Source organism: Rhizobium sp. AN6A, assembly GCF_900215635.1.
In the GTDB taxonomy this organism is placed as follows: Bacteria; Pseudomonadota; Alphaproteobacteria; order Rhizobiales; family Rhizobiaceae; genus Agrobacterium; species Agrobacterium tumefaciens.
Map to the genome: position 1 here is coordinate 2687764 of NZ_OCNC01000004.1, position 15105 is coordinate 2702868.

Below are 15105 nucleotides of genomic sequence, written 5' to 3' on the forward strand. Positions count from 1 at the left end.
CGGGCCGGACGGCTGGCGACCGCAATGACGTTCCTGTGAGGTTTGCATAACGATGCTCGATTCCCTGAGAAATGCTTCTCGAACCATGGCAGCCAAGCTGCTGCTTCTCCTGCTTGTTGTTTCGTTTGGCGTCTGGGGCGTCTCCGCATCACTCGTCACCTCCAATTCGAATGCGGTCATGACGGTCGGCGACCAGACGGTCAGCCCGCAGGAATTCCGCCTCGCCTATCAGCGTCAGGTTTCCGACCTCAGCCGCCAGTTCGGCGCGAGACTGACGACCGAACAGGCCAAGGCCTTCGGCATCGACCGTCAGGTGTTCAGCCAGCTTGCGGCGGGTGCCTCGCTTGACGAACTGGCTTCGAAGATGAATCTCGGCCTTTCGGAAGACCGTCTCGCCAATCTCATTGCCGAAGACCCGGCCTTCAAATCGGTCAATGGCCAGTTCGATCGCACCCTGTTCACCGAACGGCTGCGCAATTCCGGCCTGCGCGAAGACGACTATATCAAGGAACGCAGCAAGGTCGCGGTCAGAAGCCAGATCGTTGAAGCCGTTTCCGATGGTTTCAAGGCGCCGCAGGTACTTGTGGACGCGCTTAAGCAATACCGCAACGAACAGCGTTCGGTCGATTACGTTATCCTGTCCAACGCCGTCATTGCACCGGTCAAGGCGCCGGGCGACGACGTGCTTGCACCCTGGTTTGAAACCAACAAGGCGAAATATCGCGCGCCCGAGTTCCGCAAGTTCACCTATGTGAAGCTGGAACCATCGGACATTGCCGATCAGGCTTCGGTGACGGATGCGCAGATCGCCGACTACTACAACAGCCACAAGGACAGCTTCCGCACCGCCGGTCGCCGCACCGTCGAGCAGCTGACCTTCCCGGAAAAGGAAATGGCAGAAGCCGCCGCAGAGCAGATCCGCCTCGGCAACACCACCTATGATCAGGTGGTGAAGGATCAGGGCAAGACCGCCTCCGACGTGACGCTTGGCGAATTCACCAAGGACACGATCCCCGACCAGTCGATTGCCGATGCTGCTTTCGCCGTCCAGAAGGATGGCGGCGTGTCTCCGGTCGTGGCAGGCTCCTTCGGCCCGGTCATCCTGCGCATCACCGGCATAAAGCCGGAAACCACCCGCACGCTGGAAGAAGCGAAAGAGGACATCCGCAAGGACCTCGCCACCGCCGCTGCAGCCGAAGAAGTCACCAATGTGCATGACCGTTACGAAGACCTGCGTGCCGGCGGCTCCTCGCTTGCCGATGCGGCAAAGCAGCTGAACCTCAAGCCCGTCACCATCGACGCCATCGATGCCGCCGGTCTTGATGCAAAGGGCGACGCCATTCAGGACCTGCCCTCGCCGCAGCTTGCCCAGGAAGTCTTCAAGACCGAACCCGGCACCGAAGCCCTGCCGATCAATCTCGGCCGCGAAGGCTACATCTGGTTCGACGTCGATCAGATCATCCCCGCCCGCGACCGCACGCTTGCCGAAGTGCGCGACGATGTCGTGGCCGACTGGACGGCAGAGCAGCAGCGCACGGCGCTTGCCACCAAGGCCGACGAGCTGAAGGCACGCGTCGAAAAGGGCGAGACACTGGCAGCGGTGGCTGGCGAACTCGGCCTTGCCGTCGAGCAGAAATCTGGCCTGCGCCGCACCAGCGAGGACGCGATTTTCGGTCGCCAGACGATCACGGCGGTATTCTCCGGCGCTGAAGGCATGACGGGCACCGCGGCAGACGCCGATGGTTCCAGCCGCATCCTCTTCAAGGTCACGGCAGTCGACACCAACGCGCCTGCCGATGCGCTTGCCAATGACGATCAGCAGTTCGCCGCCATCGCCCGCGCGGCAGGCGACGACATGCTCGACCAGATGGTCAACCGCCTGCAGAACGACTACGGTGTGACCATCAATCAGGCCCTCGCCGATCAGGCGATGGTCGGCTTCTAACCGGGGGGCGGAAACGATGGCCGAACTGAAACCGCTGATCGCAAAGGTCGCAAACGGGGAAAGCCTGAACCGTGAGGAATCGCGGGCCGCTTTCGACATTCTGATGTCGGGCGAAGCTACCCCGTCGCAGATCGGCGGTTTCCTGATGGCACTGCGCGTGCGCGGCGAGACGGTGGACGAAATTGTCGGCGCCGTCTCCTCCATGCGCGCGCGCATGCTGCCGGTTTCGGCCCCCGAAAATGCCATCGACATCGTCGGAACCGGCGGTGACGGCATCGGCACCTACAATATCTCGACGCTCGCCTCGATCATCGTTGCCGGCACGGGCCTTCCGGTTGCCAAGCATGGTAACCGGGCGCTGAGCTCCAAATCCGGCACGGCGGATGCGCTGTCCGCGCTTGGCGTAAAGCTGGATATCGGCCCTGATCTCATTGCCCGCTGCATCAGTGAGGCGGGACTCGGCTTCATGTTCGCGCAGCTGCACCATTCCGCCATGCGCCATGTCGGTCCAAGCCGCGTCGAACTTGGCACGCGCACCATCTTCAACCTGCTCGGCCCGCTTTCCAACCCGGCGGGCGCGAAGCGCCAATTGCTCGGCGTCTTTTCGCCGCGCTGGCTGGTGCCGCTTGCCGAAGTGCTGCGCGATCTCGGCTCGGAAAGCATCTGGGTCGTACATGGCGACGGCATGGATGAAGTCACGACGACAGGCGTCACCCATGTGGCGGCGCTTGAAAACGGCAAGATCCGCACCTTCGATCTGACGCCGAAGGATTTCGGTGTTGAACCCGCTTCCATGGAAGACCTCAAGGGCGGCGACGGCATTGCCAATGCAGCGGCACTTCGCGAGGTTCTGTCCGGCAAGCGCAACGCCTATCGCGACGTATCGCTATGCAACGCCGCAGCAGCCCTCGTCATTGCCGGCAAGGCCGAAACGCTTGGCGAGGCGATGACGACCGTGAGCGAAGCGCTCGACAGCGGCGCCGCGGCAGCAGCGCTTGACCGTCTGGTCGCCGTCTCCAATGAAACAGTCTCCGGGCAGGCCGACCATTAAAAGGAATGAGAGCGAAACCATGAGCGACATTCTGAAAAATATCGAGATCTACAAGCGCGAGGAAATTGCCGCCGCCAAGGCCAGGGTTTCACTTGCCGATCTCAAGGCGATGGCCGCCGGCCAGACTGCGCCGCGCGGTTTTTACAAAGCGCTGCGGACAAAGCAGGCTGAGGGTAAATTCGGTCTGATCGCCGAAATCAAGAAGGCCAGCCCCTCCAAGGGGCTGATCCGCCCGGATTTCGATCCGCCGGCACTGGCCGCCGCCTATGAGGCTGGTGGCGCCGCCTGTCTTTCCGTGCTCACGGACACGCCGAGCTTTCAGGGTGCGCCGGAATTTCTGACGGCTGCCCGCAATGCCTGCGCGCTGCCTGCGCTGCGCAAGGATTTCATGTTCGACACCTATCAGGTGCATGAGGCCCGCGCCTGGGGCGCGGACTGCATCCTGCTCATCATGGCGTCTCTTTCCGACGATGAGGCGAAACGCCTTGAAGACGAGGCTTTTTCACTCGGCATGGACGTACTGGTCGAAGTGCATGATGCGGAAGAAACCGAACGGGCGCTGAAGCTCGCTTCGCCGCTTCTTGGCATCAACAACCGCAATCTGCGCACTTTCGAGGTCAGCCTTGAAACCAGCGAGAAACTGGCCGGCCTCGTGCCCGCCGATAAGCTGCTGGTCGGCGAAAGTGGCATCTTCACCTATGAGGATTGCCAGCGCCTCGAAAAGAGCGGCATCAGCACCTTCCTCGTCGGCGAAAGCCTGATGCGCAAGGACGACGTGGCGGCGGCTACCAAAACCCTGCTGACCGGCCAATCCGGCGTTCTGGCGGCGGAATGATGCGCCGATGAGCGAGGCGACAAAGCTCACCCATATCGATGCGAGCGGCGAGGCCCATATGGTCGATGTCGGCGACAAAGCCGAGACCGTCCGTGTCGCGGTTGCGGAAGGCTTCGTGAAGATGAAGCCGGAAACGCTGGCGCTCATCCGCGATGGCAATGCCAAGAAGGGTGACGTCATCGGCACAGCCCGGCTCGCGGGCATCATGGCAGCCAAGCAGACGGCCAACCTCATTCCGCTCTGCCACCCGCTGATGCTGACCAAGGTGGCGGTGGACATTACCGAAGACGCCGCCCTGCCCGGTCTGCGGGTGGAGGCCATGGTGAAGCTTTCCGGCAAGACCGGCGTGGAGATGGAGGCTCTCACCGCCGTGTCCATCGCCTGCCTGACCATTTACGACATGGCCAAAGCCGCCGACAAGGCGATGGAGATCGTCAATATCCGCCTTCTCGAAAAGAGCGGCGGCAAGTCGGGCGATTTCCGGCGACAGGAGACCTGAATGAAGCCACTGCTGCCCGTGGATGAGGCCGTAACGCGCCTTCTGGAGGCGGCGGTTCCGGTGGTTGACAGCGAGACCCTTCCGCTCGCCGAATGCGATGGCCGCGTCCTTGCGGCGGACCTTGCGGCGCGTCTGACCCAGCCGCCTTTCGATGCCTCTGCCATGGACGGCTATGCGCTGCGCAGTGCCGATGCACCACAAATCGGGTCAGTCCTCACCGTCATCGGCCAGGCTGCCGCAGGCCACGCTTTCCCGGGCACGGTGGGTAAAGGCGAGGCCGTGCGTATCTTTACCGGCGCACCGGTGCCAGCGGGTGCGGATGCCATTCTCATTCAGGAAGATGCCGAGCTTCTCGGCGAGGGCAAAATCCGCACCGCTTTTGACGTCACCGCCGGGCGACACATTCGCCCTCGCGGACAGGATTTTGCCGAGGGCGACACCGTTTTGAAGTGTGGGCGCGAACTCGGCTTCACCGATCTCACCGTTGCAGCGGCGATGAATCACGCAACGCTTGCCGTCTATCGCAAGCCGCTGGTCGCGATCCTTGCCACCGGCGACGAATTGCTGCCGCCCGGAAGCACGCCCCTTCCCGCCCAGATCATCGCCTCGAACACCTTCGGTGTCGCCGCACTTGCGCGGGCAGCCGGTGCGGAGGTTCTCGATCTCGGCATCATCGCCGACAACGACACGCTGATCCGCGCCGCCATCGGCAAGGCCGTCGCGGCAAAGGCCGATGTGCTGGTGACGCTCGGCGGCGCCTCTGTCGGCGACCATGATCTCGTTCAGGCGGCGCTTAAGGCCGAAGGCATGCAGCTCGATTTCTGGCGCATTGCCATGCGTCCTGGAAAACCGCTGATGGTGGGCGCCATCGATGCCATGCAGGTTCTGGGCCTGCCAGGAAATCCAGTCGCGAGCCTCGTCTGTGGCCTGCTGTTCCTCGAGCCACTGCTCCACAGAATCGCCCGCCGGATTCCGCCGCAACGCATCACCACGGCCCGAACCGCCACGTCGCTGAAGGCGAACGATCACCGGCAGGATTATCTTCGCGCCCGTTTCAGCGCCGATGACAACGGCGCTCTGGTGGCGCAAGCCTATGCCAAACAGGATTCATCCATGATGAACATACTGGCCCATTCCGACGGCCTGATCGTGCGCCCGCCAAATGCGCCGGCAGTTGACGCCGGTGCGGAATGCTCGGTAATTCGGCTTAGAGCCTGACGGGACATATTCCGGCGGCAGACAAAACAACGCATTGTTTCAAAATCTTACGCAATTTCCACCGCAAGTAGTCACAGAAATGAGACGGGCTGCAGCCACTCCTGTTGAGACGACGTAATAAAAACTGTAACGTTGCTGTATCCGGACATGCGCGAAGAAGTTCGTTGCTTATAAGCGGCGTCTTGCCAGATGAAAAACTCCGCGCCTCAACCATCTCCCGACTATCACCCTGCGTTGTTGTGCCGAAATAAATCACCCTAAAATCACTATCGGGATTGACAGAATAAATACGAAGCTGGCACCAAGACGAGCAGTAGAAATCAAAAAACTCCGGAACTTCCTAGAAATGAGAATTACTTATAATTATCAGCTAAATAAGATAAAAATTGCCGAAGATCAAATTTCAGGGAACAAAAATTAGTTTCCCATAAATTAAGCTTTCCAAAACGACCTACATAATAATAATCATAGTCGATAAGCAGACTCACTGGAGTTTCTTGATGAACACGGCATCCACGCCCAAATCCACGGGGCCCGACATCGCCGGGCAGATTGCCTACGCCATGCGGAGCATGGGTGTTTCGCCGATCCCGCGCAACTATAGCCTTTTTTACGAAGCCTATATCGGCTCGAACCCGGCGCTGACGAGGGATCTGGCGGCACTGGGAAACCGGGTGACGCAGGAGGATCTGGACGAACTGTCCACACGGTACGGGGAAGGCAATCCCACGGCTTCGATCGACGACGCGCATGAGAAGCTGCGGCGTGAACTGGAGGCACTTCTCGGAACGCTGAGGCGCGAGCAGTCCTCCATAGAGAACTACAACAGAATTCTCGGCGAAACCCGCCAGCGCATTGACGACAAGACCGTATCGAGCACCAATATCCTGAAAAATGCGGTCGCGCTGCTGGCCGAGGCCACCGGCTCGAAAATCATCGATGGCGAAAAGGCGTTCAACGACGTCAACCGCCATGCCGAGGAAATGCACCAGGTGCGTCTGGAGCTGGATGAATACAAGCGCATCGCCAATACCGATTCGCTGACGCGCCTTTCCAACCGTCGCGCTTTCGATGACAGGCTGGCCTCCGTCTACAACAGCTCCATCGGCCTGCAATATACGACGCTCATCCTGCTCGACATCGACCATTTCAAGCGGATCAACGATACGTTCGGCCACCCGGTCGGCGACAAGATACTGGCCACCGTCGCCTCCGTCATCCGCGCCAATGTCCGCAAGGACGGCTTCGTCGCCAGAAGCGGCGGCGAGGAATTCGCGATCATTCTTGATGGCAACACGCCGGAAGAAGTTATGGTGATCTGTGAGCGCATCCGCCTGTCACTGGAAAGCACACCGTTCCGCAATTCAAGATCGGGCGCCGACTACGGTACAGTGACGATCTCGATCGGCTTCGCCTCCGCCTCGCAGGCAAACAATCCCGGCGAACTTTACGGACATGCCGATATGGCACTTTACCACGCCAAGGAAACCGGCAGGAACCGTTCTGTCATTTACGAGGACGGTATGCAGAAGAACTATATTGGCAAGAACTGGCTGATTTATCGGACGTAAGAAGGATGGCGCCGGTCAGGGAGCATATTGAATGCAGTGCTTTCTCCGCCCTCACGCCCTGTTACGTGAGCACCTGCTGCTGCGGCAAAAGACACGTCACCACATCGTCTTCGCCGCCCGCACCGCCCATTCGCGGTCATAAGTCTCCTGATCGAACTCCGCCTTGGCGGCTTTGAGCAGGCTGCCGGGTGTGGGCAGCGATGTGGGTTCCACGAAGTTGTCGGGGTTCCACAGTTCCGAGCGCATCAAGGCCCTCGCGCACTGGAAATAGACCTCGTCGATTTCGACCACAATGACGGTGCGCGGGTGTTTACCGTCCATTTCGAAGCTTTGCAGCAGATCGGGTGCGACCGAAACGACAGCGCGGCCGTTGATGCGCATCGTCGTATTCGATCCCGGGATCAGGAACATCAGCGCCACGCGTGGATCGCGCACGATGTTCAAAAGCGAATCGACGCGGTTGTTGCCGCGCCAGTCGGGCAAAAGCACCGTCCTGTCGTCGGCCACCCTAACCACACCGCCCTTGTCGCCGCGCGGCGAACAGTCCATGCCTTCCGGCCCTACAGTCGCCAGCGCCAGAAATGGCGAAGCCTCGATCATCTGCCGGTATTCGGCGGTCAGCGTGGCTGTCACCTTCGCGATAGATGCCTCGCTTGTGCCATCGTAAATGGCCTTCAATTCCTCAACCGTGCGAATGACCGTCATTGTCGGCTCCAACTCCTGCAATCAATCTGCCACCACCCATAAATCAGGGTGTGTTATTCCTCTGCCGCTTCCGCTTTTTCCCGCTCCGCCCGCTCGCGCGCCGTGCGTGCAGCAACGAGGTCCGCCGGCTGGGAATTGCCGCGGATCAGCGACCGGCCCGCATAAATGCCGCCGACGACTTCCATCGCGAAACGTTCCTCGTCGCGGTCGCGGAATTCCTCCACCAAGCGGGCAGCATCTTCCCGCTCCTCGCCCATGGCGCCAAGCACTTCCTCGCTGAAATTCATCGCCGATTCCAGCGTCTCGCGGATCTGGTAATCCACGCCGGCCTTCACAAGATCGATTGCGTGGCCACGGTCATAGGCACGGGCAAGAACGGGAACCAGCGGAAACTCATGCTTGACGATCTCCGCGATCCGCACAGCGGCTTCCTTGTCGTCGACGCAGATCAACACGGCACGCGCGGTGCTTGCCCCGGCGGCATGCAGGATTTCCGCGCGTGAGCCGTCGCCATAATAGACCTTGAAACCGAATTCCGCAGCATCGCGCACGAAGTCGGCATCCTTGTCGATCAGCGACAGCGTGTAGCCACGCGCGAGAAGCGGCTGGCTGACAATCTGGCCGAAACGCCCGAAACCGATCAGCAGAATGCTGCCCTCGACATTTTCCGGCACGTCGAGATCATCGGTTTTGGGAACGGCCGCCGGCACCAGCCGGTCGTGCAGAATGACCATCAGCGGCGTCAGCACCATCGATATGATGATGGTCGCCGTCAGGATGGCGTTGGCTTCGCGGTCGAGGATGCCGGCGCTGACAGCGGCGGAATAGAGCACGAAGGCGAATTCGCCACCCTGCGCCATCAACACGGCCCGCTCCAGGCTTTCGCGCCTGGTGGTGCCGAGCGCCCGCGCCACGCCGTAGATCAGGAATGCCTTGAGCAGCATGTAACCCGCGACGCTGACAACCACGAGCTGCCAGTTCGATGCAATGACGGCAAGATCGATCGCCATGCCGACGCCAAGAAAGAACAGGCCGAGCAGAATGCCGCGAAACGGCTCGATATCCGCTTCCAGCTGATGGCGGAACGACGATTCGGACAGCAGCACACCAGCCAGAAACGCGCCCATCGCCATGGAAAGACCGCTGACCTGCATCAACAGCGCCGAACCGAGCACCACGAGCAGAGCGGCGGCCGTCATCACCTCGCGCGCGCCGGACGCCGCCAGCAGGCGGAAGAACGGGTTGAGAAGATAACGCCCGGCCAGAATGAGCGCGCCGACGGCGGCAAGCGCGATGCCGACGGAAATCCAGCGCTCCGAGGGTGTGACGTGCTCACCACCAGCACCGAGGAAGGCAACGAGCGCCAGAAGCGGCACGATGGCCAGATCCTCAAACAGCAGGATGGCGATGATGCGCTGGCCCTTGAGGCTGGACATGCTGTTGCGTTCCTGCAGCATCTGCATGACGATTGCCGTGGAAGTCAGCACGAAGCCTGTACCGGCGACGAATGACATGATGAGCGGAAAGCCGAGACTGACGCCAACCATCGTCAGACCCGCCATACAGACCAGCACCTGCAGCGCGCCGAGCCCGAAAATATCCTGCCGCATGGACCACAGCCGTGACGGTTGCATTTCAAGGCCGATGATGAACAGGAACATCACCACGCCGAGTTCGGCGATATGAAGGATCGCCTGCGAATCGGAGAAGAAACCGAAGCCATATGGCCCGATCACCAGGCCGGCGGCCAGATAACCCAGCACCGAACCGAGGCCGATGCGCTTGAAAATCGGCGCGGCCACCACGCCCGCCGCCAAAAGCACGACCACCTGGGCCAGATCATTTCCGTTCGCTTCGACCGCCACACATCACCCCGTTTAAATTGATAGAACGAGGGTGTTCCCTCCCTCACTTCCTAGCGCATCAGTATGAAAATCGAAAATGATTTTACAGAAGGAGGATGCGCAGATTCAACGGGTTATTTGTCCATAAGGCATGCGGGCTTCAGATGCCGCTGCCCTTCTCCCATCATTCCTGTGCTTGTCACAGGAACGAGGGTGGGGAGTGTCCGCAGGCCTTGCGCCCGCCTACCGGGATAGCGGTTCCCTGCTCAAGCCCTTTTCGGCGAGCTGTCGCTCATAATCGGCAAACGATGCGTCGCCGGTCTCTCCCAGTTCCTTCAGATATCTCCAGGTAAAGATGCCGCTGTCATGGCCGTCGTCGAAGACGATACGCACGGCATAATTGCCCGTCGCCATCATGGAGCGGATCGTCACGTTGCGCTTGCCGGGAACAGTGACCTTCTGGCCCGGCCCGTGGCCCTGCACTTCCGCGGAGGGTGAAAGCACGCGCAGCATCTCGGCACCAAGCCGGTAGACGCTTCCGTCATCGAAGGAAACGGTCAGTTGCCGCCGGTCTTTCGACACAAGCAGTTCAGTCGGCCAGGCATCACTCATTTTTCACTTCCGCAAGCTCGTCTTATGCGTCAGAATTACGGACTTGCCTCGCGATAGGCAAGTAACTACATCACCTGTAAAGCACATGCCCGGCAATCTTGTGCCCGGCGCATCGCGCAGTGAGGACGGAGACGTGAACAGTTTCCCCGGATCGCTCGAAAGAGCGCAGTCCCTGACGGAAAACAAAGCACCGATGGTGGACCCTTTCGGCCGGTCCATCACCTACCTGCGCGTTTCCGTGACAGACCGCTGCGATTTCCGCTGTACCTACTGCATGTCCGAACACATGACCTTCCTGCCGAAGAAGGACCTTCTGACGCTGGAGGAACTCGACCGGCTCTGTTCCGTCTTCATTCAACGGGGCGTGCGCAAGCTGAGGCTGACCGGCGGCGAGCCGCTGGTGCGCAAGAACATCATGATGCTGGTGAGGAACCTCGGCCGCCATATTGGCACCGGCGCGCTGGATGAGCTGACGCTGACCACCAACGGTTCGCAGCTTGCCAAATTCGCCGCTGAACTCGCCGATTGCGGCGTGCGGCGCATCAACGTCTCGCTCGATACGCTGGACCCGCAGAAATTCCGCGAAATCACCCGCTGGGGCGATATCGACCGTGTGATGGAAGGGCTGGATGCCGCACAGGCCGCCGGCATCAAGGTCAAGCTCAATGCCGTTGCGCTGAAGGACTTCAACGAGACTGAAATTCCCGAGCTGATGCGTTTCGCCCACGGTCGCGGTATGGACCTGACTGTCATCGAGACCATGCCGATGGGCGAGATCGAGGAAGATCGAACCGATCGCTACCTGCCGCTTTCCAGGCTGCGCGCCGATCTGGAACAAAGCTTCACACTTGTTGACAACGACTACCAGACCGGCGGCCCTGCCCGCTACGTGACGGTGAAGGAAACCGGCGGCAGGCTCGGTTTCATCACACCCATGACCCATAATTTCTGCGAAAGCTGCAACCGCGTCCGCCTCACCTGCACCGGCACGCTCTATATGTGTCTCGGGCAGGACGATGCCGCCGACCTTCGCACGGCGCTGCGCGCTTCCGACAGCGACGCCTATCTCTCGGGCGCCATAGACGAGGCCATTCTGCGGAAGCCGAAAGGGCATGATTTCATCATCGACCGCACCCACAAGCGCCCCGCTGTCGCCCGCCATATGAGTGTTACCGGCGGCTGAACCTGTTTCTCGTCCACCCACCCATTTAAGCGGTTGAAATGCCGGCTTGGCCGTGTCAGGTCTCTTGGCATGGAGGAATGCGCGGTCCCGCCCGGCGGGCGACCCCTGAGAGGAATTTGGGGTTAGGCTGCGCATGGTCTGGGACAGTATGAAATGGCATTGACGGACAATACGCGCGGCGCCCTTCTGATGGCGCTCGCCATGGCAAGCTTTACGGCCAACGACGCCCTGACGAAATCCGTCACCCCCTACATCAATACCGGCCAGATCATGTTCGTGCGCGGCATCATAACGGTCGTGCTGATCTATATTGCCGCCCGGCACTTCGGCGCGCTCCGGCCGCTGAAAACCCTGATGCGCCCCATCATCATCCTGCGCTGTCTCTGCGAAGTGACAGCCGCCGTTCTCTATCTGACGGCGCTCGGACTCATAGAATTTTCCAACGCATCGGCCATATTGCAGTCCCTGCCGCTGATCGTCACGCTGGGTGCCGCACTGTTCCTGCGCGAGCCCGTCGGCTGGCGGCGCTGGGCGGCGATCATCGTCGGCTTCATTGGCGTGCTCGTCATCATCCGGCCTGGCCCGGAAGGCTTCACCTCAGGCGCGCTGCTGGTCGTCGCGTCGCTGGCGGTCACCGCCGCGCGCGATCTTCTGACCCGCAAGATGTATGCGGATGTCCCTTCGCTCGCCGTCACCTTCGTTACCGCCTCCGTCAACATGGCGGTGGGTGGCCTGCTGATCCAGCCCTTCGGCGGCTGGCAGCCCATGAACTTCATGATCCTGTCGCATCTGGCCGGTTCTGCCGTTCTGGTGCTGGTCGGTTACCAGGCGATCATTCTGGCGATGCGAACCGGCGAAATCTCCTTCGTCGCGCCGTTCCGTTACACCAGCCTGCTCTGGGGCTTCATGATCGGCGTGTTCTTCTTCAACGAGAGGATCGACAGTTTCACGATCGTCGGCGCCGTGATCGTCATCGGCTCGGGCCTCTACACCTTCTACCGTGAAAGCCTGCGCAAGCGCTCGCAGATGGCCAAGCGCTCTGCCGCCACGCCCACTGCCGCGACCACCGTGCGGCCAGCTTCCGTAACGAAAGCTGCCTTTACGGAAAAAGCGGGAGAATGACATGAAAAACGCCCGCTTTCTGGATCGCACCACCCCGCCCCACATCATCACGCTCGTCGTCATCGCCGGCGTCGCGGCGCTCTGCATGAACCTGTTCCTGCCCTCGCTTGCAGCGATGGCGCTCCATTTCGAGACCGATTACGCCGTGATGCAATTTGCCGTGTCCGGCTATCTTGCCGCCACCGCCTGCCTGCAACTGCTCATCGGCCCGCTATCCGATCTCTTCGGACGCCGGCCCGTCATGCTTGCCAGCATCGCGATAATGATCCTCGCCACGCTCGTCTGCATGCTGGCGCCCGATATCACCGTCTTCATGATCGGGCGTGTGGCGCAGGCGGCCGTCGTTTCCGGCTTCGTGCTGGCGCGCGCCATCGTGCGCGACATGGTCCCTATGGAACAGGCCGCTTCGATGATCGGCTATGTAACCATGGGCATGTCAGTGGTGCCGATGGTCGGCCCAACGGTCGGCGGTCTGCTCAACGATATCTCCGGCTGGCAGTCCAGCTTTGCGCTTCTTGCCCTGCTCGGGGTCGGCATTCTGGTGCTCGCCTGGTTTGATCTCGGCGAGACCAATCACAACAGATCGGCAAGCTTCTCGCAGCAGTTCCACGCCTGGCCGGAACTTCTGCGCTCGCCGCTCTTCTGGGGATATGCGCTGACCTCGACCTTCTCGTCGGGCATGTTCTTTTCGTTTCTAGGCGGCGCACCCTTCGTCGGCAGCGTGCTTTATGGCCTTGCCCCGGCCATGCTCGGCCTGCAATTCTTCTTCATGGCCAGCGGCTACATGCTCGGCAACTTCGTCTCCGGCCGTTATGCGAGCCAGATCGGCATCACCCGCATGATGCTGTCGGGCAATGTCGTCGCCATCGCCGGCATTGTCGCAGCCATAGAGCTGATCTCCACCGGGGCGGAAAGCCCCTATGCGTTTTTCGTGCCGCTTGCGCTCATTGGTGTCGGAAACGGGGTGACCCTGCCAAGTGCCAATGCAGGCATGGTCAGCGTCCAGCCGCATCTGGCAGGCTCCGCCTCCGGTCTCGGCGGCGCAATGACCATCGGCGGCGGTGCGGCACTTTCCGTGCTTGCCTCCTCGGTTCTGTCCAAAGAGGATGGAACATGGCCGCTTCTTCTCGTGATGCTGGCGACCGGCCTTGTCGCCCTCCTCACCACCTATATCGTAAGGCTGCAGGAAAAGCGGCAATGACGGCGCGATTTGAAATACCCGGTCTCGTACTTGCCGGCGGCCTGTCGCGGCGGATGGGTACCAACAAGGCGACCGTGATGCTGGACGACGAACCGCTGCTTTCCCATGTCGTGCGCCGCATCGCTCCACAGGTGTCGGATGTCACCATCAATGCCGCGAATGGCTGGGCCGAAAGCTTCGGCCTGCCGTTGCTGCCTGACACCGTGAACGGCCATGCCGGGCCGCTAGCCGGCGTTCTCGCCGGCATGCGGCATTTCCAGAACCATCACGCCCGGAAAAGCCACTTCCTGACAGTGCCCGCCGACAGCCCGTTCTTTCCCGAAGATCTCGTCGACCGCCTGTACGAACACATAGCCGAAGACGCAATCGTCATCGCCGCCTCCAGCGGCCAGTTACACCCGGTTTTCGCGCTATGGCCCGTGGCGCTCGCCGACGATCTGGAGGAATGGTTGAAGAACGATGCAAACCGGCGCATCCGCGCCTATCTTGCACGACACGTCACGATCGGTATCGCCTTCCCGCCGCTGGAAACGGCCAAGGGCAGCCTCGATCCGTTCTTCAACATCAACACGCCGGATGAACTGGCGCTCGCTCGAAGCTATCTGGAGAGCATGGAACCATGATGAGCCAAAAGGTCTTCGGTATTGCCGGCTGGAAAAACTCGGGCAAGACCGGCCTTGCGGTGCGCATCGTCACCGAACTCACCGCGCGCGGCTATCGAGTCTCCACCATCAAGCACGCCCATCATGATTTTGATATCGACAAGGTCGGCGCCGATAGCTGGCGTCACCGTCAGGCGGGCGCGCACGAGGTCACCATCGTCTCCGGCACCCGCTTTGCCATCATGCATGAATTGCGCGGCGAAGCCGAACCGTCCTTCGAGGAAATCCTTGCCCGCCTCGCCCCTTGCGATCTCGTACTGATCGAGGGTTACAAGTACGAGCCGGTGCCGAAGATCGAGGCGCGCCGGCTGGAAGCTGCCAAGACCGAACCGCTTGCCGGAAGCGATCCGCACATCATCGCAATTGCCGCCGACCACGCGGTGACCGACACCAGCCTTCCCGTCTTCGACCTCGATGATACTGCGACGATTGCGGACTTCATCGAGAAGTCGGTTGGGTTGGTACGCTCGTAGCAAAGGCATAGCGGATCGGGGCGGCTTTGGCGCTTGGGCTGCATCCCCACGTCCGTCATACCGGCCTTGAGTTCGTATCCCGCCAGCCCGAGTGCCTGTGCTGAAAAGGCTCTCGCCGCCACGCAGACGCGCGTCGACTGGATGCCGGATCAAGTCCGGCTGACGGGAGTAGAGGCAAATCCAA

Annotated in this window: 14 protein-coding genes; 11 read left to right on the plus strand and 3 right to left on the minus strand. The window is 60.9% G+C overall.

Features of this window, described 5'->3' with window-relative positions; translation table 11 throughout:
* Window positions 1-52: 52 nt before the first annotated feature.
* The 6 genes from CRO62_RS25835 (at window position 53) to CRO62_RS25860 (ending at window position 7119) form a co-directional block, all read left to right on the plus strand.
* Complete coding sequence (locus CRO62_RS25835) at window positions 53-1945, plus strand: peptidylprolyl isomerase (protein WP_097102756.1); 1893 nt, start codon at window positions 53-55, stop codon at window positions 1943-1945.
* A gap of 16 nt (window positions 1946-1961) precedes the next feature.
* Window positions 1962-2996: an anthranilate phosphoribosyltransferase gene (gene trpD, locus CRO62_RS25840; protein ID WP_097102758.1), complete on the plus strand. Its 1035-nt coding sequence runs from the start codon at window positions 1962-1964 to the stop codon at window positions 2994-2996.
* A 19-nt stretch (window positions 2997-3015) separates the two neighbouring features.
* A complete protein-coding gene (trpC, locus tag CRO62_RS25845) occupies window positions 3016-3831 on the plus strand; it encodes an indole-3-glycerol phosphate synthase TrpC (protein WP_097102760.1) in 816 nt (271 codons plus the stop codon).
* Between the two features lie 7 nt (window positions 3832-3838).
* Complete coding sequence (moaC, locus tag CRO62_RS25850) at window positions 3839-4330, plus strand: cyclic pyranopterin monophosphate synthase MoaC (RefSeq protein ID WP_003515564.1); 492 nt, start codon at window positions 3839-3841, stop codon at window positions 4328-4330.
* Entirely contained in the window at window positions 4331-5548 is a 1218-nt protein-coding gene (gene glp / locus CRO62_RS25855) for a gephyrin-like molybdotransferase Glp (protein WP_097102762.1), read from the plus strand.
* 500 nt (window positions 5549-6048) lie between these two features.
* On the plus strand, window positions 6049-7119 hold the full coding sequence (locus CRO62_RS25860; protein WP_097102764.1) for a GGDEF domain-containing protein: 1071 nt from the start codon (window positions 6049-6051) through the stop codon (window positions 7117-7119).
* Window positions 7120-7215: 96 nt separating this feature from the next.
* On the opposite strand, the gene CRO62_RS25865 is transcribed toward CRO62_RS25860, so the two are convergent.
* The 3 genes from CRO62_RS25865 to CRO62_RS25875 all read right to left on the minus strand — a co-directional run bounded on the left by CRO62_RS25865 (window position 7216) and on the right by CRO62_RS25875 (window position 10280).
* Complete coding sequence (locus tag CRO62_RS25865) at window positions 7216-7824, minus strand: pyridoxamine 5'-phosphate oxidase family protein (RefSeq protein ID WP_097102766.1); 609 nt, start codon at window positions 7822-7824, stop codon at window positions 7216-7218.
* Between the two features lie 53 nt (window positions 7825-7877).
* Window positions 7878-9689 carry a monovalent cation:proton antiporter-2 (CPA2) family protein gene (locus tag CRO62_RS25870; RefSeq protein ID WP_019566167.1) on the minus strand — a complete coding sequence of 604 codons (1812 nt, stop codon included), beginning with the start codon at window positions 9687-9689 and terminating at the stop codon, window positions 7878-7880.
* Window positions 9690-9911: 222 nt separating this feature from the next.
* Window positions 9912-10280, minus strand: a complete 369-nt coding sequence (locus tag CRO62_RS25875; RefSeq protein ID WP_003515573.1) for a gamma-butyrobetaine hydroxylase-like domain-containing protein — start codon at window positions 10278-10280, stop codon at window positions 9912-9914.
* Between the two features lie 85 nt (window positions 10281-10365).
* Between CRO62_RS25875 and moaA the strand changes: the two genes are divergently transcribed.
* The 5 genes from moaA (at window position 10366) to mobB (ending at window position 14921) form a co-directional block, all read left to right on the plus strand.
* Complete coding sequence (gene moaA, locus CRO62_RS25880) at window positions 10366-11463, plus strand: GTP 3',8-cyclase MoaA (protein ID WP_162701175.1); 1098 nt, start codon at window positions 10366-10368, stop codon at window positions 11461-11463.
* A 153-nt stretch (window positions 11464-11616) separates the two neighbouring features.
* Entirely contained in the window at window positions 11617-12585 is a 969-nt protein-coding gene (locus CRO62_RS25885) for a DMT family transporter (RefSeq protein ID WP_097102768.1), read from the plus strand.
* 1 nt (window position 12586) lies between these two features.
* On the plus strand, window positions 12587-13786 hold the full coding sequence (locus CRO62_RS25890; RefSeq protein ID WP_097102770.1) for a multidrug effflux MFS transporter: 1200 nt from the start codon (window positions 12587-12589) through the stop codon (window positions 13784-13786).
* Window positions 13783-14409, plus strand: coding sequence for a molybdenum cofactor guanylyltransferase MobA (gene mobA, locus CRO62_RS25895; RefSeq protein ID WP_097102771.1), 627 nt, complete (start codon window positions 13783-13785; stop codon window positions 14407-14409). The genes CRO62_RS25890 and mobA overlap by 4 nt, the downstream gene beginning before the upstream one ends.
* Window positions 14406-14921 carry a molybdopterin-guanine dinucleotide biosynthesis protein B gene (gene mobB / locus CRO62_RS25900; RefSeq protein ID WP_097102773.1) on the plus strand — a complete coding sequence of 172 codons (516 nt, stop codon included), beginning with the start codon at window positions 14406-14408 and terminating at the stop codon, window positions 14919-14921. The genes mobA and mobB overlap by 4 nt, the downstream gene beginning before the upstream one ends.
* Window positions 14922-15105: the final 184 nt, after the last annotated feature.